Annotated in this window: 21 protein-coding genes; 11 read left to right on the forward strand and 10 right to left on the reverse strand. The window is 68.6% G+C overall.

The genetic code is table 11. The features are described from left to right. The first annotated feature begins 72 nt into the window (after window positions 1–72). From ACOACQ_RS20905 to ACOACQ_RS20940, 8 genes are all read left to right on the forward strand, one after another. Window positions 73–750 carry a helix-turn-helix transcriptional regulator gene (locus ACOACQ_RS20905; protein ID WP_378601145.1) on the forward strand — a complete coding sequence of 226 codons (678 nt, stop codon included), beginning with the start codon at window positions 73–75 and terminating at the stop codon, window positions 748–750. After that, window positions 747–2,165 (forward strand): Fe-S cluster assembly protein SufB, encoded by a 1,419-nt coding sequence (gene sufB, locus ACOACQ_RS20910; RefSeq protein ID WP_378601143.1) that lies wholly within the window; start codon window positions 747–749, stop codon window positions 2,163–2,165. The genes ACOACQ_RS20905 and sufB overlap by 4 nt, the downstream gene beginning before the upstream one ends. Then, window positions 2,165–3,331, forward strand: coding sequence for a Fe-S cluster assembly protein SufD (gene sufD / locus ACOACQ_RS20915; RefSeq protein WP_420289226.1), 1,167 nt, complete (start codon window positions 2,165–2,167; stop codon window positions 3,329–3,331). The genes sufB and sufD overlap by 1 nt, the downstream gene beginning before the upstream one ends. Next, entirely contained in the window at window positions 3,328–3,663 is a 336-nt protein-coding gene (locus ACOACQ_RS20920) for a non-heme iron oxygenase ferredoxin subunit (RefSeq protein WP_420289227.1), read from the forward strand. The genes sufD and ACOACQ_RS20920 overlap by 4 nt, the downstream gene beginning before the upstream one ends. Then, window positions 3,660–4,430, forward strand: a complete 771-nt coding sequence (gene sufC, locus ACOACQ_RS20925; protein ID WP_378601137.1) for a Fe-S cluster assembly ATPase SufC — start codon at window positions 3,660–3,662, stop codon at window positions 4,428–4,430. Before ACOACQ_RS20920 ends, sufC begins: the two co-directional genes overlap by 4 nt. Before the next feature lie 2 nt (window positions 4,431–4,432). Next, entirely contained in the window at window positions 4,433–5,677 is a 1,245-nt protein-coding gene (locus ACOACQ_RS20930; RefSeq protein ID WP_420289228.1) for a cysteine desulfurase, read from the forward strand. A gap of 4 nt (window positions 5,678–5,681) precedes the next feature. Next, entirely contained in the window at window positions 5,682–6,155 is a 474-nt protein-coding gene (gene sufU / locus ACOACQ_RS20935) for a Fe-S cluster assembly sulfur transfer protein SufU (protein WP_378601133.1), read from the forward strand. A gap of 110 nt (window positions 6,156–6,265) precedes the next feature. Beyond that, complete coding sequence (locus ACOACQ_RS20940; RefSeq protein WP_056712323.1) at window positions 6,266–6,598, forward strand: metal-sulfur cluster assembly factor; 333 nt, start codon at window positions 6,266–6,268, stop codon at window positions 6,596–6,598. Here the strand turns inward: ACOACQ_RS20940 and ACOACQ_RS20945 are convergent, their stop codons facing one another. From ACOACQ_RS20945 to ACOACQ_RS20960, 4 genes are all read right to left on the reverse strand, one after another. Next, complete coding sequence (locus tag ACOACQ_RS20945) at window positions 6,599–6,973, reverse strand: nuclear transport factor 2 family protein (RefSeq protein WP_420289229.1); 375 nt, start codon at window positions 6,971–6,973, stop codon at window positions 6,599–6,601. A gap of 109 nt (window positions 6,974–7,082) precedes the next feature. Continuing rightward, window positions 7,083–7,376 carry a hypothetical protein gene (locus tag ACOACQ_RS20950; RefSeq protein ID WP_378601124.1) on the reverse strand — a complete coding sequence of 98 codons (294 nt, stop codon included), beginning with the start codon at window positions 7,374–7,376 and terminating at the stop codon, window positions 7,083–7,085. 294 nt (window positions 7,377–7,670) lie between these two features. Continuing rightward, window positions 7,671–8,201: an SRPBCC family protein gene (locus tag ACOACQ_RS20955; protein ID WP_378601121.1), complete on the reverse strand. Its 531-nt coding sequence runs from the start codon at window positions 8,199–8,201 to the stop codon at window positions 7,671–7,673. Between the two features lie 47 nt (window positions 8,202–8,248). Next, on the reverse strand, window positions 8,249–9,223 hold the full coding sequence (locus ACOACQ_RS20960; RefSeq protein WP_420289230.1) for a zinc metalloprotease: 975 nt from the start codon (window positions 9,221–9,223) through the stop codon (window positions 8,249–8,251). A 65-nt stretch (window positions 9,224–9,288) separates the two neighbouring features. Here ACOACQ_RS20960 and ACOACQ_RS20965 point away from each other — a divergent pair, with 65 nt between their 5' ends. Beyond that, complete coding sequence (locus ACOACQ_RS20965) at window positions 9,289–9,903, forward strand: acVLRF1 family peptidyl-tRNA hydrolase (RefSeq protein ID WP_420289231.1); 615 nt, start codon at window positions 9,289–9,291, stop codon at window positions 9,901–9,903. A 7-nt stretch (window positions 9,904–9,910) separates the two neighbouring features. Here the strand turns inward: ACOACQ_RS20965 and ACOACQ_RS20970 are convergent, their stop codons facing one another. Beyond that, window positions 9,911–10,366, reverse strand: a complete 456-nt coding sequence (locus tag ACOACQ_RS20970) for a GNAT family N-acetyltransferase (RefSeq protein WP_378601111.1) — start codon at window positions 10,364–10,366, stop codon at window positions 9,911–9,913. A gap of 64 nt (window positions 10,367–10,430) precedes the next feature. Between ACOACQ_RS20970 and ACOACQ_RS20975 the strand changes: the two genes are divergently transcribed. Beyond that, the gene (locus ACOACQ_RS20975) at window positions 10,431–11,336 is read left to right on the forward strand and encodes a phosphotransferase (RefSeq protein WP_378601108.1); all 906 of its coding nucleotides are present in this window, start codon (window positions 10,431–10,433) and stop codon (window positions 11,334–11,336) included. 21 nt (window positions 11,337–11,357) lie between these two features. Here ACOACQ_RS20975 and ACOACQ_RS20980 read toward each other — a convergent pair whose 3' ends face one another. Beyond that, complete coding sequence (locus tag ACOACQ_RS20980) at window positions 11,358–12,323, reverse strand: neutral zinc metallopeptidase (protein ID WP_378601105.1); 966 nt, start codon at window positions 12,321–12,323, stop codon at window positions 11,358–11,360. Between the two features lie 77 nt (window positions 12,324–12,400). On the opposite strand from ACOACQ_RS20980, the gene ACOACQ_RS20985 reads away from it, so the two are divergent. After that, window positions 12,401–13,999 carry an ABC-F family ATP-binding cassette domain-containing protein gene (locus ACOACQ_RS20985; RefSeq protein ID WP_420289232.1) on the forward strand — a complete coding sequence of 533 codons (1,599 nt, stop codon included), beginning with the start codon at window positions 12,401–12,403 and terminating at the stop codon, window positions 13,997–13,999. Window positions 14,000–14,047: 48 nt separating this feature from the next. On the opposite strand, the gene ACOACQ_RS20990 is transcribed toward ACOACQ_RS20985, so the two are convergent. The 4 genes from ACOACQ_RS20990 to ACOACQ_RS21005 are packed head-to-tail and all read right to left on the reverse strand — an operon-like array spanning window position 14,048 to window position 19,190. Beyond that, window positions 14,048–16,591 (reverse strand): ABC transporter permease, encoded by a 2,544-nt coding sequence (locus ACOACQ_RS20990; protein ID WP_420289233.1) that lies wholly within the window; start codon window positions 16,589–16,591, stop codon window positions 14,048–14,050. 1 nt (window position 16,592) lies between these two features. Beyond that, window positions 16,593–17,399: an ABC transporter ATP-binding protein gene (locus ACOACQ_RS20995; RefSeq protein WP_378601097.1), complete on the reverse strand. Its 807-nt coding sequence runs from the start codon at window positions 17,397–17,399 to the stop codon at window positions 16,593–16,595. A gap of 32 nt (window positions 17,400–17,431) precedes the next feature. Beyond that, window positions 17,432–18,505, reverse strand: coding sequence for an S-adenosylmethionine:tRNA ribosyltransferase-isomerase (locus ACOACQ_RS21000; protein WP_420289234.1), 1,074 nt, complete (start codon window positions 18,503–18,505; stop codon window positions 17,432–17,434). Then, window positions 18,492–19,190 carry an SDR family NAD(P)-dependent oxidoreductase gene (locus ACOACQ_RS21005; protein WP_378601093.1) on the reverse strand — a complete coding sequence of 233 codons (699 nt, stop codon included), beginning with the start codon at window positions 19,188–19,190 and terminating at the stop codon, window positions 18,492–18,494. Before ACOACQ_RS21005 ends, ACOACQ_RS21000 begins: the two co-directional genes overlap by 14 nt. Between the last annotated feature and the right edge of the window lie 91 nt (window positions 19,191–19,281).

Here is a 19,281-nt window from a genome sequence, read left to right on the forward strand (position 1 = left end):
CGTCGCTAAGGGCTGCCTCAGTAAGCCTGACCTTGCTTGAATAGCCTCAGGCATTATCGGCACACTGTTGTTGTGGAATTGCCGACCGAGTGCGACCAGCCGACGCGCCAGCGCGTGGCTCAGTCGATCCTGGTCAACGGCGCATCCACTGCTGCGGCCCTGGCGGAGCGGCTCGACCTGACCCCCGCGGCGGTCCGCCGGCACCTCGACCAGATGGTCGCCGACGGTTCCCTGGTCGCTCGCGACCCGCGGCCCGTGGGTTCGCGCGGACGTGGTCGCCCGGCCAAGGTGTTCGTGCTGACCGAGCGTGGACGCGACGCCTTCGACCAGCAGTACGACGACCTGGCCACCGAGGCACTGCGCTTCCTCGCCGAGACGGGAGGCGACGCCGCCGTACGCGCCTTCGCGGACCGTCGGGCATCCTTCATCGAGAAGCGCTTCCCCGAGGTCCAGGCGGCCAACCCGGACGCGTCCCCGGCGCAGGTGCTCGCCACGATCTTCACCGCCGAGGGCTATGCCGCAGCGGTGCACGACATCCCCGTGGGTGCGGAGCTGTGCCAGCAGCACTGCCCCGTCTCCCACGTGGCCCATGAATTCCCGCAGTTGTGCGAAGCCGAGACCGAGGCGATCAGCCGCGTCCTCGGCACGCACGTCCAGCGTCTGGCCACCATCGCCCACGGCGACGGGGTGTGCACCACGTGCATCCCGACCGTCCACAGCATCCAGAAGAAGGAGCAGGTCACGTCATGACCTCGATCGAAGAACTGAACCCCGAGCTCAAGGGCATCGGACGCTACGAGTTCGGCTGGTCCGACAAGAACGACGTCGGTGCCGATGCGAAGCGCGGCCTCTCCGAGGAGGTCGTCCGCAACATCTCGGCGCTCAAGAACGAGCCCGACTGGATGCTCGACATGCGCCTCAAGGGCCTCAAGCTCTTCCACCGCAAGCCCATGCCCACGTGGGGTTCGGACCTGTCGACGATCGACTTCGACAACATCAAGTACTTCGTCCGGTCGAGCGAGAAGCAGGCTGCGACCTGGGACGACCTCCCCGAGGACATCAAGAACACCTACGACAAGCTCGGCATCCCCGAGGCGGAGAAGCAGCGTCTCGTCTCCGGTGTCGCCGCGCAGTACGAGTCCGAGGTCGTCTACCACTCGATCCGCGAGGACCTCGAGGCCCAGGGCGTGCTCTTCCTCGACACCGACACCGCGCTGCGCGAGCAGCCGGAGCTGTTCAAGGAGTACTTCGGCACGATCATCCCGATCGGCGACAACAAGTTCTCCGCGCTGAACTCCGCCGTGTGGTCGGGCGGCTCGTTCATCTACGTGCCCAAGGGCGTCCACGTGGACATCCCGCTGCAGGCCTACTTCCGCATCAACACCGAGAACATGGGCCAGTTCGAGCGGACCCTGATCATCGTCGACGAGGGCGCCTACGTGCACTACGTCGAGGGCTGCACGGCGCCGATCTACTCGTCGGACTCGCTGCACTCCGCGGTCGTCGAGATCATCGTCAAGAAGGGTGGTCGTTGCCGCTACACGACCATCCAGAACTGGTCGAACAACGTCTACAACCTCGTGACGAAGCGCGCTGTCTGCGAAGCCGGCGCGACCATGGAGTGGGTCGACGGCAACATCGGCTCCAAGGTGACGATGAAGTACCCCGCCGTCTACCTCATGGGCGAGCACGCCAAGGGCGAGACCCTGTCGATCGCCTTCGCGGGCGAGGGCCAGCACCAGGACGCCGGCGCCAAGATGGTGCACGCTGCGCCGAACACCTCGAGCTCGATCCTGAGCAAGTCAGTGGCGCGCGGCGGCGGCCGGACGTCGTACCGCGGCCTCATCCAGGTCAACGAGGGTGCGCACGGCTCGAAGTCCAACGTGCTCTGTGACGCGCTGCTGGTCGACCAGATCAGCCGCTCGGACACCTACCCGTACGTCGACATCCGTGAGGACGACGTCTCCATGGGCCACGAGGCGAGCGTCTCGAAGGTCTCCGACGACCAGCTGTTCTACCTGATGTCGCGTGGCATGGGTCAGGACGAGGCCATGGCGATGATCGTGCGCGGGTTCATCGAGCCGATCGCCAAGGAGCTCCCCATGGAGTACGCCCTCGAACTCAACCGGCTCATCGAGCTGCAGATGGAAGGAGCCGTCGGCTGATGTCGGCTGCTGTAGTGAGCGACGCCCTCGAGCAGGAGCACGTCGAGTCCCACCTCCACCCGGAGCCCACATTCGACCTCGAGGCGCACCCGCTGCCCACCGGTCGCGAGGAGGTCTGGCGGTTCACCCCGCTCAAGCGCCTGCGTGGCCTGCTGGAGGACGTCCCGTCGGTCGAGACCCTGGAGTGGAAGGAGTCCCTTCCCGCCGGTGTCACGCTGACCCGTTTCACCACCGAGGACGCGATCGCCCTCGGCGGTACGGCGCCGTTCGACCGCCTCGGTGCGCTCGCGGCCAAGAACGCCGGTGGTGCCCTGGTGCTCGACATCCCGTCGAACGCCGAGGTCGAGGAGCCGGTGCGGCTGATCCTGCACGGCACCGCGCTCGACGCCCTCGTCTGGGGCCACCTCGTCATCCGGATCGGCACGCACGCCAAGGCGACGGTCGTCGTCGAGCACTCGGGCAGCACGACGTACAACGCCTTCACGACGGTGCTCGTCGGTGACGGCGCGCACCTCGACCTGGTCCACGTCAACGACTGGGCCGACGACGCCGTGCACGCCGAGCAGATCAACGCCCGGGTGGGCCGCGACGCGACCCTGCGCCAGTTCGAGTTCACCCTCGGTGGCGACCTGGTGCGCACCAGCACCAACGTCGACTACGCCGGCCCGGGTGGAACGGCCGAGCTCTTCGGCCTGTACTTCGCCGACGCGGGGCAGCACTTCGAGCACCGTCTCTTCGTCGACCACACCGCTCCGAAGACCGTGTCCAACGTGGTCTACAAGGGCGCACTGCAGGGCGACAAGGCGCACACCGTGTGGGTCGGCAACGTCCTGATCCGCAAGGTCGCCGAAGGCATCGAGACGTACGAGGAGAACCGGAACCTCATCCTCACCGAGGGCTGCCACGCCGACTCGATCCCGAACCTGGAGATCGAGACGGGCGAGATCGCCGGCGCCGGCCACGCCTCGGCAGTCGGTCGCTTCGATGACGAGCAGCTGTTCTACCTGCGCTCGCGCGGCATCGAGGAGAAGGAAGCCCGCAAGCTCGTCGTGCGCGGCTTCTTCGACGACCTGATCCGCAAGGTCACCATTCCCGAGCTCGCCGCGAAGTTGAGCGGCCAGGTCGAGGAGGAGCTCCAGCGCCACGTCCTCGCGGACCTGGCATGACGTTCGAACGCGCGTGTGCGCTCGCCGACGTCCAGGCCGACGAGGCCCTGGCCGTGACGATCGACCGGTACGACGTGGCGATCGCGCGTAACGGCGACGAGGTCTTCGCCCTGCAGGACCTCTGCTCGCATGCAGCGGTCCAGCTGAGCGAGGGCGAGGTCGACAACGGCACCGTCGAGTGCTGGCTGCACGGGTCGTGCTTCGACCTGCGCACCGGCAAGCCCACGAACTTTCCGGCCACCGAGCCGGTAGCCACCTTCCCAGTAGAAATCCGCGACGGCGACGTGTACGTCGACGTGGAGTCCACCCTGAACGGAGTCACCCCCACATGAGCACTCTCGAGATCAAGGACCTGCAGGTCCAGGTCAACACCGAAGACGGTCCGATTGAGATCCTCAAGGGCGTCACGCTGACCATCAACTCCGGCGAGACGCACGCCATCATGGGCCCGAACGGCTCCGGCAAGTCGACGCTGGCCTACTCCATCGCCGGTCACCCGCGCTACGAGGTCACCGGTGGCACGGTCACCCTCGACGGCGAGGACGTGCTGAGCATGTCCGTCGACGAGCGCGCCCGCGCCGGCCTGTTCCTCGCGATGCAGTACCCCGTCGAGGTCCCCGGCGTCTCGGTCTCCAACTTCCTGCGGACCGCCAAGACCGCGATCGACGGCGAGGCCCCCAAGCTCCGCACGTGGGTCAAGGACGTCAACGGCGCGCTCGAGAAGATGAACCTCGACACGACCTTCTCGCAGCGCTCGGTCAACGAGGGCTTCTCCGGTGGCGAGAAGAAGCGCCACGAGATCGCCCAGCTCGACCTGCTCGACCCCAAGGTCGCGATCCTCGACGAGACCGACTCGGGTCTCGACATCGACGCGCTCAAGGTCGTCTCGGACGGCGTCAACCGGTTCCGTGAGCGCGACAACAAGGGTGTCCTGCTGATCACGCACTACACGCGGATCCTGCGCTACATCAAGCCTGACCACGTCCACGTGTTCGTTGCCGGCCGCGTCGCCGAGTCCGGTGGCCCGGAGCTCGCCGAAGAGCTTGAGGCCAACGGCTATGACCGCTTCCTCAAGGCAGCTGCGGAGTCTGGGGTCTGATCATGGCTCCCCTCACTGGTCTGCTCCCCGAGCTGGAAGTCATCCGCAAGGACTTCCCCATCCTGGAGCGCACGCTCGCGGGCGGGCTGCCGCTGGTCTACCTCGACAGCGCGAACACCTCGCAGAAGCCGCAGGTCGTCATCGACACGATGGTCGACCACCTGGAGCGGCACAACGCGAACATCGCACGTGCCATGCACCAGCTCGGTGCGGAGTCGACGGAGGCCTACGAAGCGGCGCGCGACAAGGTCGCCCAGTTCCTCAACGCCCCGTCGCGCAACGAGATCATCTTCACCAAGAACGCCACCGAGGCGCTCAACCTGCTGGCGCGCACCATCACGCTCGCGCCCGGCGACAACGTCGTGATCACGGAGATGGAGCACCACTCCAACATCGTGTCGTGGCAGCTCGCCTGCGAGCGCTCCGGTGCGGAGCTGCGCTGGTTCGGCCTGACCGACGATGGGCAGCTCGACTTCAGCAACGCCGACCAGCTGGTGGACGAGAACACCAAAGTCGTCGCGTTCACCTGGGTCTCCAACATGCTCGGCACCATCAACCCGGTCGCCGACCTGGCGGCCCGGGCCAGGGCAGTCGGTGCGGTGTCGGTCATCGACGCCTCGCAGGCTGCGCCGCAGCTGCACGTGGACGTCCAGGCCGTCGGTTGCGACTTCCTCGTGTTCACCGGCCACAAGGTCTGTGGACCGACGGGCATCGGCGTGCTCTGGGGTCGTGAGGAGCTGCTCAACGAGCTGCCCCCATTCCACGGCGGCGGCGAGATGATCGAGACCGTGACGATGGCGCGTTCGACGTACGCCAAGGCGCCGCACCGCTTCGAGGCCGGCACCCCGCCGATCGTCGAGGCCATCGGTCTCGGCGCTGCGGTCGAGTACCTCGGCCACATCGGGATGGATGCCATCCATGCCCACGAGCAGGCAATCACCGGCTACGCCCTCGAGGGGCTGCAGACGGTCAAGGGGCTCACCGTGCTCGGGCCGCTCGATGCGGCCTCCCGCGGCGGCGCGATCTCCTTCGAGCTCGACGGCGTGCACCCGCACGACATCGCGCAGGTGCTCGACAGCCGCGGCATCGCCGTACGCGCGGGTCACCACTGCGCGAAGCCGGCCCACGCGCGGTTCGGTGTCCAGAGCTCGACCCGGATGTCGTCGTACCTCTACACGGAGCCGCGGGAGATCGACGCGCTCGTCGAGGCGCTGGAATACACCCGCCGCTACTTCAAGTTGGACTGACCTGATGACTGCACAGGATCTGGACGCGCTCTACCAGGAGATCATCCTGGACCACTACAAGTTGCCACATGGCAAGGGACTGCGGGAGCCGCACGAGGCCGAGGTGCACCACGTCAACCCGACGTGCGGCGACGAGGTGACCCTGCGGGTGCACCTCGACGGCGGCGTCGTCAGTGACGTGTCGTACGACTCGGTCGGATGCTCGATCTCGCAGGCGTCGGCCTCGGTGCTCTACGACCTCGTGGTCGGCAAGAGCGTCGACGAGGCGATGGCGATCCACCAGGAGTTCCTGACCCTGATGCAGGGCAAGGGCACCGTGGTGCCCGACGAAGAGATTCTCGAGGACGGCATCGCATTCGCCGGGGTGGCGAAGTTCCCCGCCCGCGTGAAGTGCGCACTGCTGTCCTGGATGGCGTGGAAGGACGCGACGACACAGGTCGTCGCCTCAGCAGTTGACGCAGACGGAGGCAAGGCATGAGCGAGCACAACCATGACCACGACCACAGCCACGACGGGCATGGCCACGGCCACGGACACGGCGTCGACCACGGTGACCTCCCGGAGGTGCCCGAGGCGGGCGCCCACAAGATGGTCGGCTCGTCCGCGTCTTCGAACGTTGCGATCGCCGACGTCGAGGAAGCGATGAAGGATGTCGTGGACCCCGAGCTCGGCATCAACGTCGTCGACCTCGGCCTGGTCTACGGCATCCACGTCGACGAGGCCGCGAACCTCGTGCTGGACATGACGCTGACCTCCGCGGCCTGCCCGCTGACCGACGTGATCACTGACCAGACCAACTCGGCCCTCGAAGGCCTGGTCAATGACGTGGCGATCAACTGGGTCTGGATGCCGCCATGGGGCCCCGACAAGATCACCCCCGACGGCCGCGAGCAGCTCCGGGCGCTGGGCTTCAACGTCTGATTACTTGGTGCCCCAGATTCGTTCCTGGAGCGCGGTGTCGCCGTAGCTGGTGAAGCTCACGACCTGGTCACCATTGAACGTGATCACGTCGGCCGCTTCGCCTGTCTCGCCGGCAGCGGTCGTGGTCGTGAGGACCACGACCCGGTTCTCGTTGCCGAAGTAGTCGACCGGTGTCGTGGTGAAGCCCTTCTCGAGCAACGCCATCCACAGCCCCATGACGGCTTCCTTGCCGACATAGGTCCCCGAGAGTGTGCTGTTCCCCGGAACGATCCATTCCACCTCGTCAGCGAGCGCGGCCTGAGCGGCCACCGCATCGCCGGCAGCGAAGGCCGCGTAGGCCGCCTTGGTGTTCGCAATGTTGTCTTCTGCTGACATCGTGCTCAATCCCATCCGGTCCCGGGCGGGGCCACGACGTCCACGGTGCCACCGTCGTGGCGCCGTGTATGTAATCGGATGTGCGCATGGTGGCCGCCGACGAAGGCAGTCAGACCACCCACGCGAAGCTGGTCACGAAGTCACCCTCGGGGCCGCTCCCGAACAGGTCGACGCGGTAGGTGCCCGAGGTCAGACCGCTGGCAACGGTGATCGTGAAGTCCTGCGCCGCCGTGCGGGTGACGGCGCCCTTGCCGACCAGCTCGCCGGGATCGTCGCCGGGCACGTCGCGCATGAAGGACGCCTCGAAGGTCCACCCGGGACGCCCGAACCAGAAGTCGACGGTGGCGACCGGGCCGACGGTCTCGAGACGCTCCAGTTCTGGAGTGACGCCGTCCGAGCACATCGATGACGCCACGCCGTCCGGGCCGGCGGGTCCGCTCCAGCAGTGGTGCAGGCGTCCAGCGTGACGTCGCCGCGCGGCAGCACGAGCACCAGGGGCGATGGGGTGTTGCTCCACTCGTAGGACCGGGTCCCCGTGGCCCGGGTCCCTCCGTCCGCTGCCGGAGCCTCCTGGACGGACGGCGTGTCGATCGCCCGCTTCTCGTGCTCCAGCGCGCACCCCGCGAGCATGGGTCCGCCCAGGAGGACGCCGGTCGCCATCGCCAGGGCCGAGCGACGGGAGTGAGTCGTCATGGTCCTACGACGGGGGAGCGTCCGATCCGGTTCCCGGTTGCGCGAAACGTTCGTCGGTGTAGCGCCGCAGGTTCGTCAGGAAGCGCCGGAAGGTCGCGTTCATGACCGGCTTGCCCAGCGGCATGCCGAGTCGCGACGGTCCGCGTACGTCGAGGGCCAGCGTCCAGGTGAGTCGGCATCCGTCGGCGGTGGGGACGACGTCGTACCGCTCGGCGAAGGCCTTGACGGTCCGTGTCGAGGACTCGTTGAACCGGAACGACATCATCGTGGGCGGCTCCCACGCGAGGAACTCCTCGTCCCCGATCAACCCACCCCTCATCGTGACCGTGCGCCGGGTCCCCACGCCGATCGGTTCCGGCGTCGTCCACACCACGCCGGTGATCACGCTGGCCCAGCGCGGCCAGGCGCCGGCATCGGCGAGCACCTCGAACAATTGGTCCGGCGTGATCGCGAGGTCGACGCTGTTCGCGTAGCGGTACCTGGCCGTGTCGACGAAGTCGATCCCGACCTGGGTGCTGGGGTACATCGAGGGCATGTGCCGAGACTAGAACACGTTCCTGTCTGGCGCCCAGGCCCACCGGCTCAGAGCCTGTAGAGCGTCCACATCGTGTCCATCCGGCTCGACTGCAGCGGAGTGAACTCGTAGTAGCAGCTGTCGTAGCTGTAGTCCATGTAGTTGTGGATCGGGTCGTCGCCGGGAGCGGTGCAGGAGTTGCGTCCGGTCGGGCAGCCCGAGGACGGCGACGCCTGCGCCGCGGTGTCCGCGACCTCGTCGCCCGCGCCGGTGCAGCCGCCCTGGAAGGTGTGGTAGAGCCCGAGCCAGTGTCCGACCTCGTGCGTGGCCGTCTCGCCGAGGTTGTAGTTGGTCGCGCTGCCGCCGGGCAACGAGCTGTACTGGACCCGGATCCCGTCGATGTTCGGGTTGGCCGCGTAGTCCCACGGGAACGTGGCGATGCCGAGGTACTTGAAGTCGACCAGCCAGATGTTGAGCGCGTTCTTGCCGCCGTCGCGGGTCTGCGCGCGGTAGGTGGTGCTCTGCCTGTCGGTGTGCCAGCTGTTGTTGGCGATCCGCTCGGTACCGGCCAGGCGGAACCGGATGCCGGTGTCTCCGGCGGTGCCGTTGACGTCGTGACCCGAGTAGGTCTGGTTCAGGACGGCGATCTGTTGCGCGATCTGGGTGTCGGTCACGTCGCCCGCGCCGTTGGTCGCGGTCATCACGTGCACGTAGACGGGGATGTCGCTCTTGACCCCTCCGGGACCGGTGCCGCCACCGCCGCCCGGCGGGGGCTTGCCCGTGGCGCCCTTGCGCTCGGCGAGCAGGCGGGCGTTCTTCGCCTCGATCGCGCGCTGCTCCGCCGCTGAGATGTCGCGGTGGTCGAGGGCGCGGCCGCCTGCGCCGCGCGCTGCGGTGCCGTGCTCCGGCTCGAGGCATCCGCTGTCGGACCCTCCAGCCGGGGCCGCGGTCGCGCCCGTGGGAACGGGCACGGCCGATCCGGTGAGCACGAGCGAGCTGGCGATGGCACCGGCGGCGACCGCCGTACGCAACATTCGGTTCATGGCATTCCTCCGGTGGGGTGAGAGGAGCCTAAGGCGCGAAGGCGCCGAGAGGTAGCGTCTTGCTCGTGTCCGTCGTCCTGATTCCAGTTGCCCGCTGGCCGCGCTGGGTCACGAACTTCGCGGCATCCCACGGCGACCCGGTGTTGAGCGTCGTAGGGGGTGTGCTCTTGGGCGTGGCTCCGGACGGTTCGCACTTCTCTGCATCGCTCCCGTTCTCGCAGCCGTACGACGGCCAGCCGGCCGCCGACGCGTTCGTCGCGGAGGTGCGTCCTCCCGAGCGCTGGGGCGTGCTGCTGGTCCGCAAGGGCGGGTTCGCCGTCGCCCGCCTCGATGGTGGAACGGTCACGGAGTCGAAGGTGGGGCAGCGGCACGTGCAGGGCCGCACCAAGGCCGGCGGCCAGTCCCAGCAGCGGTTCGCCCGCCGCCGGGACAACCAGGCGCGGGCTGCCTACGAAGCCGCCGCTGACCATGCGGCGCGGGTGCTGGCCGGGGTGGAGGTCGTCGCCGCAGGAGGTGACCGGTCCGCCGTCACCGAGGTGCTGACCGACGCTCGCCTCGACAAGGTGCAGGTCGTGGGCGCGTGGCATGCCGTTCCCGATCCCCGACGCGCGGTCCTCGAGAAGGTGGTGGCGGACGCGCAGTCCATCCAGGTGGACGTCGAGAACGCTTCCCGGGACTGACCCGGGGTCAGAGGGCGAGCGTCATGAAGACGCTGTGGGGGTCGAGGACGTAGTCCTCGAACGGGTCGCAGACCTGGAAGCCGCGGGTGGCGTACAACGCCCGCGCCGGAGCGAAGTAGTCCTCGGCGCCGGTCTCCAGGCTGATCCGCTGGTGTCCGCAGGAACGCGCGTGCGTCAGGACATGGTCGAGCAGCGCAGCAGCGACACCGCGCCGCCGGGCCGCCGTCGCCGTGCGCATCGACTTGAGCTCGACGTGCGTGGACGTGTGTTGCTTGAGCGCGGCGCAGCCGAGCAGCTCGTCCCGCTCGCGAACACTCCAGAACGTGATGTCGGGCGCGGCCAGCGTGTCCGGATCAAGGGCGTGCACGCTCTCGGGCGGCGACGTCGCGTACATGTCGGCGAGGTGCTCCTCCAGGAGCGCGAGGACGTCACCGCGACGGGGGTCGTCGATCTGGATCTGCACCGGTGCAGTCTCCCGCACTCCTGCGTCCCACTGTGGGAGGCCCGGATCGGCTAGTTTCAGGCTCATGTGGCGGCCGGAGCCGGACTGGGTGGCGCTGCCGGGTGGATCCGGTACGTCGACGGTGGGCGTGTGGCGGACGGCGCTCGGCGGCCGGCCGGTCGTCGTCAAGCGCCTCGGCGCTCCACAACAGGGTGACCCCGCCGTGCTGTCCGACCGTGCCCACATCGGGTACTGGCGCCGCGAGGCCGACGTGCTGCTGACCGGGCTCACCAACGAGACTCCGGGGCTCCAGGCGGCGAGCGGCTCGGTCGAGGAGGACGACGAGGGAGTCACGATCGTCCGCGACTGGGTGGAGGACGCCGCGTCCAGTGGCCTGTTCCTCGCCCTGTCCATCGGCCGTTTCGCCGGCGCACAGCTGGGGCATCCGCAGTTCCTTGCCGAGAACCTCATGCGCGACCGGCTGGCGAGGGTCGAGCGTCGGGGAGGCTGGCCGACTCTCGCGCGGACGACCGTCGCGGACGTGGCCGACCATCTCTGGACCCACCGCGAAACCATGCTCACGTTGCTCGAAGGCGTGCCCCGGGTCGCCCAGCACGGCGATCCCACGGCACTGAACCTGCCGGGCCGCTCCGGCGACGAGGCGCTCGCCATCGACTGGGGGACCCTCGGCCACGGTCCGGTCGGTGGTGACCTCGGCTACCTGTCGCTGTCAGCCCGCGAGGAGTTCGAACCGCTCCTGGACGCCTACCTGCTCGGCCTTCCCGACGGGCTCGCGGACCACGACGCCGTCGTGCTCGGGGCACGCATCGTCGCCGTCTACACCGCACTCAGTCGCGCGGAGTGGGCGCTGGCGCGGGTCGCCGGGGGAGAGGGAGCCCTGGCGGGCAAGTACCGGCACCCCGCTGTTGCGCCGCACCTGCGCACGCTGCAGCGCACGTTCGGCCACATGGAGGCCCTGCTCGAGCTCTGAGCGGCGCTGGAACCGACCGGGTCAGACCTTGTCGGCGCTGAAGGTGTCGCAGGACTTCACGGTGCCGCCCTCGTAGCCCTCACGGAACCAGCTCATCCGCTGGGCAGACGAGCCGTGGTTCCAGGTCTCGGGGTTGGTCTGGCCCTGGGTCTTCTTCTGGATGTGGTCGTCGCCGACGGCCGCCGCTGCCTTCAGCGCGTTGTCGATGTCTTCGTCGGAGAGGTCGAGCAGCAGCACCTCACCACTCGCGTCCTCGGTCGTGGTCGCGTGCTGCGCCCACAGGCCGGCGTAGCAGTCGGCCTGCAGCTCGAGACGCGTGGCGAGGCTCTGCGGACCGGTGCGCTGGTTGGTCACCTTGTCCATGAAGCCCAGCAGGTTCGAGATGTGGTGGCCGTACTCGTGGGCCAGCACGTAGAACTCGACGAACGGCTCGTCGGGAGCACCGAGCTGCGGCTCCAGCACGGTGTCGAAGAACGTCGTGTCGAGGTAGATGCCGCCGTCGGCGGGGCAGTAGAACGGCCCGACCTGCGAGGTCGCGGCGCCGCAGCCGGTGTTGACGCTGTCCGTGAAGGTGGTCAGGGTCGTGATGGGCTGCCAGTTGTCGATGCCCTGGTCGGACCAGAAGTCAGTGAGCGAGTTCTCGATCGCGACGCGGGCGCAGTCCTGGGACTTGTTGGCGTCGTCGCCGGTCTTGCAGCTGGCGTACCGGTCGCCGCCCTCGGTGGCATCGCTCAGCCGGGTCGGCGAATAGACCTGGCTGCCCACGCCGCCGGTGCCGCCACCGAGACCGAGATCGACTCCGGCGCACTTCGCCACGACGAAGAGCAGGACGAGGATCAGGATCGTGCTGAGCCCGCCTCTTCCGGTCGGGATCGGAAGGCGCATTCCGCCGCCGCCGACACCGCCGCCGAGGCCGCCACCACCGCCCCCGCCGCCATCGCGCATACGGGACTGGTCAAGGCGGGCCTTCGGATTGAATCGCACCACGGCAGCACCCTAGGGCAAAGACCGGGCCGCTCGGCGTTTTCAGTGCCGTCGTCGCGTCATGGGAGACTGGAGCCCTCATGATCACGGTGCACCAGGTCGAGGTCCGCGTCGGTGCACGGCTCCTCATGGAGAACGTCAGCTTCCGCGTCGGTCCCGGCGACAAGATCGGCCTCGTCGGCCGCAACGGCGCTGGCAAGACGACCCTCACGAAGGTCCTTGCCGGTGACGTGCTGCCCGCTGCCGGAACGGTCGGCAACAAGGGCGAGCTCGGCTACCTCCCGCAGGACCCCCGCGTCGGTGACCCCGAAGTCGTCACGCGCGACCGGATCCTGTCCGCGCGGGGACTCGACGACGCCGTACGACGGCTGCGCGCTGCCGAGGTCGAGATGGGCTCGGAGGACCCGGCCGTCCTGGAGAAGGCAATGCGCCGTTTCCAGCGCGCCCAGGACGAGCTCGACGCCGGGGGTGGCTACGCCGCTGAGACCGAGGCACTCCAGATCGCCCAGAGCCTCGGGATCCCGGACCGCCTGATGGACCAGCCGCTCGGCACCCTGTCCGGCGGCCAGCGTCGTCGGGTCGAGCTCGCGCGGATCCTGTTCTCCAGCGCCGAGGTACTGATCCTCGATGAGCCGACGAACCACCTCGACGCCGACTCGATCAACTGGCTGCGCGAATGGATGAAGACCTACAAGGGTGGCTTCATCGTTATCTCGCACGACAACGCGCTGCTGGAGGAGACCGTCAACAAGGTCTTCCATCTCGACGCGAACCGCGGCGTCATCGACATCTACAACATGGGGTGGAAGAACTACCTCATCCAGCGTGAGACCGACGAGGCCCGTCGCAAGCGCGAGCTGATGAGCGCGCAGAACAAGGCCAAGACGCTCACCGACCAGGCCAACAAGATGCGCGCCCGGGCCTCGGGTGCCAGCGCTGCCCAGCAGATGCTCAAGCGCGCCGAGAAGCTGCTCGGTGGTGTCGAGGGCGAGCGCCAGTCCGACAAGATCGCCGCGATCAAGTTCCCGACGCCGGCTGCGTGCGGCAAGACGCCGCTCATGGCGAAGGACCTGTCCCGGTCCTACGGTGCCCTGGAGATCTTCACCGCCGTCGACCTGGCCATCGACCGCGGCTCGCGCGTCGTCATCCTCGGGCTGAACGGCGCCGGCAAGACCACGATGCTCCGGATCCTCGCGGGTGTCGACAAGCCCGACACCGGGCAGGTCATCGCCGGCCACGGCCTCAAGGTCGGCTACTACGCGCAGGAACACGAGACCCTCGACGTCGGTCGTACCGTGCTCGAGAACATGCAGTCGGCGGCGCCTGCGCTCACCGACACCGAGGCGCGCTCCGTCCTCGGGTCGTTCCTCTTCAGCGGCGACGACGTGCACAAGCCCGCCGGCGTGCTGTCCGGGGGCGAGAAGACGCGTCTGGCCCTGGCCTCGCTCGTCGTCTCGCAAGCCAACGTGCTGCTGCTCGACGAGCCGACGAACAACCTGGACCCGGCCTCCCGCGAGGAGGTCCTCAACGCGATCCGTCGCTACGAGGGCGCCGTCGTGCTCGTCACCCACGACGAGGGTGCGGTCCACGCCCTCGAACCCGACCGGGTGCTGATCCTCCCGGACGGTGTCGAGGACCTGTGGAGCCAGGACTACGCGGACCTCGTCGAACTCGCCTGACCGGTCTCGAGACGATCGCTGCGCGACCTCCTCGACCAACGGCGCTCGCTACTCGGTAGAGATCGCGTCCAGGACGTTGAGCCGGGACGCACGGATGGCGGGGACCACCGCTGCGAGCACGCCCACCACGACGGCGATGACCAGGAACACCACCAGCTGCCCCAGCGGTAGGCCCAGACTGCTCAGCTCCTCGGACAACGAGTGCTGCAGGAGTACGCCGATGGTGAGGCCGAGCACCATTCCGAGCACCGCTCCGAGCACGGCGATGGTGATCGACTCGAGCGTGATCATGCGCCGCAGCTTCGTGCGACTCATGCCGATGGCGCGCAACAGGCCGATCTCCCTGGTCCGTTCGATGACGCTGAGCCCGAGCGTGTTGATGATGCCGATGACGGCGATCACGATGGCCAGGGTCAACAGGCCGTAGATCATGTAGAGCAGCTGGTTGACCTGGCCGCGGATCTCGTCGGCGAAGCCCTCCTTGTCGAAGACGCCGACGATCGGGGCCGACTTCGCGGCGTCGTCGACGGCGTCGCGCACGGTGGAGGCGTCGGCTCCCGGGGTGAACGCGATGCTGACCGTGGTGTCCTGGCGGAGGACGCCAGCCTTGGCGAGCTGGTCGATCGGGATGTTGACCGCTCCGGCGACCTCGGTGTCCTCCACGACGCCGACGACCTTCGGCGTGAGCTTCTTGCCGCCCTGGAACCCGAGGTCGAGGGCGTCGCCGACGGCGATCTCGTTGTCCTTGGCGAAGTCCTCGGTGACGAAGGCCTCGGCACCGGAGACGTCCTGGCGTCCGTCGACCACCTTGAGGTCGTAGATGTCGTCGAAGTTGTCGTCGTTGCCCGTGAGGTAGATCGACTTTCCGCGGAACTGCGCGTTGGCGAACTGCTGGCGACTCATCACGCCGACACCGTCGACCTCGGCGATCCGGTCGCCGACCTCGGTCGAGAAGGGCAGGAAGTTGGTGCTCTGGACGAGCAGGTCGGCCGTGAACTGTTCGTCGACCACGTCGTCGATGGACTTGTTCAGCGACGCGGCCAGGACGCCGATCGTCGAGACCAGGGCCAGCCCGATCATCAGTGCCGAGGCGGTCGCGCCGGTCCGACGCGGGTCGCGCAGGGCATTCTCGCCGGCGAGGCGGCCGGCAGCGCCGAACAGCCGGGCGAACAGGCTGCGGCACACGACCAGCACCGGCTTGCCAACCACGGAGCTGATGGCCGCGACGGTGAGGATCCAGATCACGGCTCCCACGCCGATCCAGGCGGCGTCCGACCCGGGAGCACCCAGCACGCCGTTGACAGCGAAACCGGCGCCGACGACGAGGAAGACGCAGCCGACGAGGGTACGACGCCGCAGGGACGCACGCTCGACGGTGCTGTCGGCTCGCATGGCAGCCACGGGCGCCGCCTTGCCGCCGCGTCGCGCCGGCAGGTAGGCGGCCAGCATGGTCATGCCGACCCCGACGACGTAGCTGGTGATGACGGTCCGGGAGGTGAGGTCGAGTGCGTCGCTGGCGATGTCGAGCCCGACGGAACGGAACACCCCGGCGAGACCGCGGGCCAGGAGCAGGCCGAAGCCGATCCCCATCGTGGAGGACACGACGGCGAGCACGAAGGCCTCGAGCAGCACCGATCGGGTGACCTGTCCGCGGCCCGCACCCAGGGCCCGCAGCAGTGCCAGCTCACGACTGCGTTGGGCGACGAGGATCGAGAAGGTGTTGACGATGATGAAGCCGCCGACGATGACGGCGATGATGGCGAACACCAGGAGGAAGGTGTTGATCACGCCGAGGAAGCTGCCCACGGCGTCCTGCGACTCCTCGGCCACCTGGTCACCGGTGACGGCCTCGAAGCCCTGCGGAACGACCTTGTCGGCGGCGTCAGCGAGCTGCTCCTGCGTCACCCCGTCGGCCGCCGTGAGGCTGATCCGGTTGTAGACGTCCTTGCCCGCCACGAAGAGCTGCTGGGCGGCCTCGGTCGAGAAGATCAGCAGGGTCGCGCCCGCCGTACCCCCGCCGTTGAACTCGGCGATCCCCACCAGCTTCGAGGTCCGTTCGAGCGTCCCGAACGGGGCGAGGAGCTTGACGTCGTCGCCGACGCGGTAGTCACCCGCCTTGGCCGCGGCCTCGTCGAGCACGATCTGGTCCGTGCCCGTGGGCCAGGCGCCCTTCGTGAGGACGAGGGCCTCCTCGCCGGCCATGTTGGGGCCGTCGTGGTAGTTGAAGGCGAGGGTCGGCGCTCCCGTGCCACCCACGAGCGTGCCGTCACTGGCCAGCAGGCTCATGCCGAAGCCGACGACGTCGCCGTCGGCTCGCGCGACCTCGGGCAGGGCACTCAGGTCGGCCACGACACCCGGGTCGAGGACCTGGTCGGTCTGGCCGGAGATGCCGCCGTCGAACTCCTCGGTGTCCTGGGCACGCACGGCACCGTCAGGGGTGGAGCCGTAGATGATCGAGTCGAAGGTCGACGAGAGGCCGTTGCTGAAGACCAGGACGCCGGACAGGAACGCGACACCGAGCACGATCGCGAGTCCGCTCATGAGGAGCCGGACCTTGCGGGCGAAGATGTTGCGCAGCGTGAGCCGCAACATGTCAGGCCTTTCCGCGCGCAGCGGCGGCCTGCAGGGCCCCAAGTTCAACGAGCCGGTCCGAAATCTGGCCCACCCGCGTCGGCTGCTCACGGTCCGGGTTGTTGATCTCGTCGACCACCCGGCCATCGGCGAGGAACACCACGCGGTCGCAGTACGACGCCGCGACGGCGTCGTGCGTGACCATCACGATGGTCTGCCCGAACTCGTCCACGCTGCGGCGTAAGAACGACAGGACCTCCGCGCCCGAGGTGCTGTCGAGGTTGCCGGTGGGCTCGTCGGCGAACACGATCGACGGCTTGCTGACGAGGGCGCGGGCGCAGGCCACGCGCTGCTGCTGGCCGCCGGACATCTCGGCCGGCCGGTGCTTGAGGCGATCGCGCAGTCCGACCGTGTCGACGACCGTGTCGAACCAGGCCTGGTCGGGCTTCCGGCCGGCCAGGCTGAGCGGCAGCAGGATGTTCTCCTGGGCGGTGAGGGTCGGAATCAGGTTGAAGGCCTGGAAGACGAACCCGACCTCTTCACGCCGCAGCGTGGTGAGCGCCTTGTCCTTGAGGCGCGACAACTGGGTCTCGCCGACCATCACCTCGCCTGCCGTGGGCGCGTCCAGTGCCGCGAGGCAGTGCATCAGGGTGGACTTCCCGGAACCGGACGGTCCCATGATCGCGGTGAACTGGCCCTGGGCGAGCGAGATCGTCACGCCATCGAGGGCCCGGACCTCGGAGTCACCGGACCCGTAGGTCTTGTGGAGGTTGATCGCGCGGGCCGCGGCGGGAAGTCCGGGGGAGACCTGGTGGGGGGCGGTCGTCATGGGAACACCCTGCCCGATGAGTGTTCGTCCGGTCATCGGGATTTGCCCTGACTCCTCCCTGAGCCCGGCAGCAGGAGGCACGAGTCCCCGAACTCGTGCCAGAGGTAGCCCGATGCCGAGGCGGCGGTGTACGCGCGTCGCGTCAGTCCGGCTCCTGCCACCGCCTCGACCAGCATCAGGTGCGACGCCTCGGGGTCGTGCCAGCCGGTCACGAGGCCGTCTGTCACCAGCGGTGGCTCGGCCGGGCTGATGATCCTGCTGGTCCATCCGGACCGGGCGACGACGGTCGCACCGTCCCGGCCGACGTCAACGGCCGACTCGAGTGCCCGGGTGACCGTGGTGCCGACGGCGATCACCCGGCCTCCCGCGGCACGGGCAGCGTTGACCGCAGCCGCGGTGGAACGCGGCACCTCGAAGCGTTCTGCCTGAGGGAACTCGCCCGCCTCCTGGGAGGAGACGCCCGTGTGCAGGGTGATCGGGGCGACCAGCACCCCCTTCGCGACCAGCCTTGTCACCAGGTCGGGACTGAACGGACGTCCCGCCGACGGCATCTCGGCGCTGCCGGGTCGGTGACCGAAGACGGTCTGGTAGTCCGTGAGCGGGTAGCGGGCATCGAGGTAGCCGTAGGCGATCGGTCGGCCGAGCCGCCGCACGGCCGCCGTGAGGTCGCCGGTCATGCTCGCCCGCCACAACCGGTTGCCGGTGCCGGTGGGGGACGACCCGGGAGCCGGGTACGGCTCGATCAGCTGCAGGTGGGCCGCTCCGCCCACGAGGTCGATCCGGTCACCGGCCCGGGCATCGAGCACGGCCCGAGCGGCATCGGGCGGACGTCGTACCTCGACCACCCAGGTGGCGTCGTCGAGCGGCGTCGCCAGGTGCAGCACCACGGGTCCGTGCCGGTCGGAGACGGCGTCGACGGCTGCCGCGACGGTCGCGGAGTTGTTCACGACGACGATGTCCCCGAGCTCCAGGTGCTCGTCGAGCCGGTGGAAGCGGGTGTGGGTGATCCCGCGGTCGGTTGCGACGAGAAGCTGGACCTGGTCCCGGGCGAGCCCGCGCCGCTCGGCGGGCGCCGGCGCGAACTCCTGTGCCTCAAGCTGCGACATCGCTGGCCCGGTACCGACCCGACGGCGCCGTGCCGTCCAGCAGTGCCAACAGACGGGGTACGACGACCTCGGGCAGCGGACGGTCGGAGATGTCCTCGCCGGGGAACCAGTCCTGGTGCATCTGCGTGCGCATGTCACCCGGGTCCACGGCGTACGCGGTGATGGTCGGGTTCTCTGCCGCGACGGTGAGGGTGAGGTGGTCCAGCGCGGCCTTGGACGCGCTGTACATGCCCCAACCGGCGTAGTGCTCCAGGGCGGCGTCGGAGGAGATCGACAGCAACGTGCCACCGGCCTTCGCGAGGTGGGGGATCGCGAGGCTGGTCAGCACGAGGGGCGCCCCGACGTTCTGGCGCCAGACGTACCCGACGTCTTCGATGGTGAGGTCCGCGAGGAACCGGTGGGGGTTGTCGCCGGAGGCCGGGCCGAGGACTCCGGCGTTGTTGACGAGGAGGTCCAGGCGGCCCTGCGCCTCGACGGCAGCCATGAGCTCGGCCCGGTGGTCCTCGTCGGACGTGTCACCGACGATGGCGGTCACCGAGCCCGCCGGGGCGGCTGCCGCGGTGGCGGCCAGCCGTTCGGAGTTCCGGCCGTTCGTGATGACGTGCCAGTCCTGGTGGGCAAGGGCGAGCGTCAGTGCGCGGCCGAGGCCGGCGCTTCCGCCCGTGACGAGTGCGATCCTGTTCATGCCCCCATCGTTGAACCTCAAGTTCGGTTGAGGTCAAGCACTCGGTGCGATCGCGCGTGTTCCGAGCGCCAGCGACGTGCGACGTGTCAGA

The organism is Nocardioides sp. CPCC 206347 (genome assembly GCF_048654605.1).
Classification (GTDB): Bacteria; Actinomycetota; Actinomycetes; order Propionibacteriales; family Nocardioidaceae; genus Nocardioides.

Coding starts and splice junctions, on each gene's coding strand:
- ACOACQ_RS20990 (WP_420289233.1), bottom strand. CDS start 16,591: ATGTTGCGGCTCACGCTGCGCAACATCTTCGCCCGCAAGGTCCGGCTC.
- ACOACQ_RS21000 (WP_420289234.1), bottom strand. CDS start 18,505: ATGTCGCAGCTTGAGGCACAGGAGTTCGCGCCGGCGCCCGCCGAGCGG.
- sufU (WP_378601133.1), top strand. CDS start 5,682: ATGACTGCACAGGATCTGGACGCGCTCTACCAGGAGATCATCCTGGAC.
- ACOACQ_RS20995 (WP_378601097.1), bottom strand. CDS start 17,399: ATGACGACCGCCCCCCACCAGGTCTCCCCCGGACTTCCCGCCGCGGCC.
- ACOACQ_RS20975 (WP_378601108.1), top strand. CDS start 10,431: ATGTGGCGGCCGGAGCCGGACTGGGTGGCGCTGCCGGGTGGATCCGGT.
- ACOACQ_RS21005 (WP_378601093.1), bottom strand. CDS start 19,190: ATGAACAGGATCGCACTCGTCACGGGCGGAAGCGCCGGCCTCGGCCGC.
- sufB (WP_378601143.1), top strand. CDS start 747: ATGACCTCGATCGAAGAACTGAACCCCGAGCTCAAGGGCATCGGACGC.
- sufC (WP_378601137.1), top strand. CDS start 3,660: ATGAGCACTCTCGAGATCAAGGACCTGCAGGTCCAGGTCAACACCGAA.
- ACOACQ_RS20940 (WP_056712323.1), top strand. CDS start 6,266: ATGGTCGGCTCGTCCGCGTCTTCGAACGTTGCGATCGCCGACGTCGAG.
- ACOACQ_RS20920 (WP_420289227.1), top strand. CDS start 3,328: ATGACGTTCGAACGCGCGTGTGCGCTCGCCGACGTCCAGGCCGACGAG.
- ACOACQ_RS20985 (WP_420289232.1), top strand. CDS start 12,401: ATGATCACGGTGCACCAGGTCGAGGTCCGCGTCGGTGCACGGCTCCTC.
- ACOACQ_RS20930 (WP_420289228.1), top strand. CDS start 4,433: ATGGCTCCCCTCACTGGTCTGCTCCCCGAGCTGGAAGTCATCCGCAAG.
- ACOACQ_RS20960 (WP_420289230.1), bottom strand. CDS start 9,223: ATGAACCGAATGTTGCGTACGGCGGTCGCCGCCGGTGCCATCGCCAGC.
- ACOACQ_RS20950 (WP_378601124.1), bottom strand. CDS start 7,376: ATGTGCTCGGACGGCGTCACTCCAGAACTGGAGCGTCTCGAGACCGTC.
- ACOACQ_RS20945 (WP_420289229.1), bottom strand. CDS start 6,973: ATGTCAGCAGAAGACAACATTGCGAACACCAAGGCGGCCTACGCGGCC.
- sufD (WP_420289226.1), top strand. CDS start 2,165: ATGTCGGCTGCTGTAGTGAGCGACGCCCTCGAGCAGGAGCACGTCGAG.
- ACOACQ_RS20955 (WP_378601121.1), bottom strand. CDS start 8,201: ATGCCCTCGATGTACCCCAGCACCCAGGTCGGGATCGACTTCGTCGAC.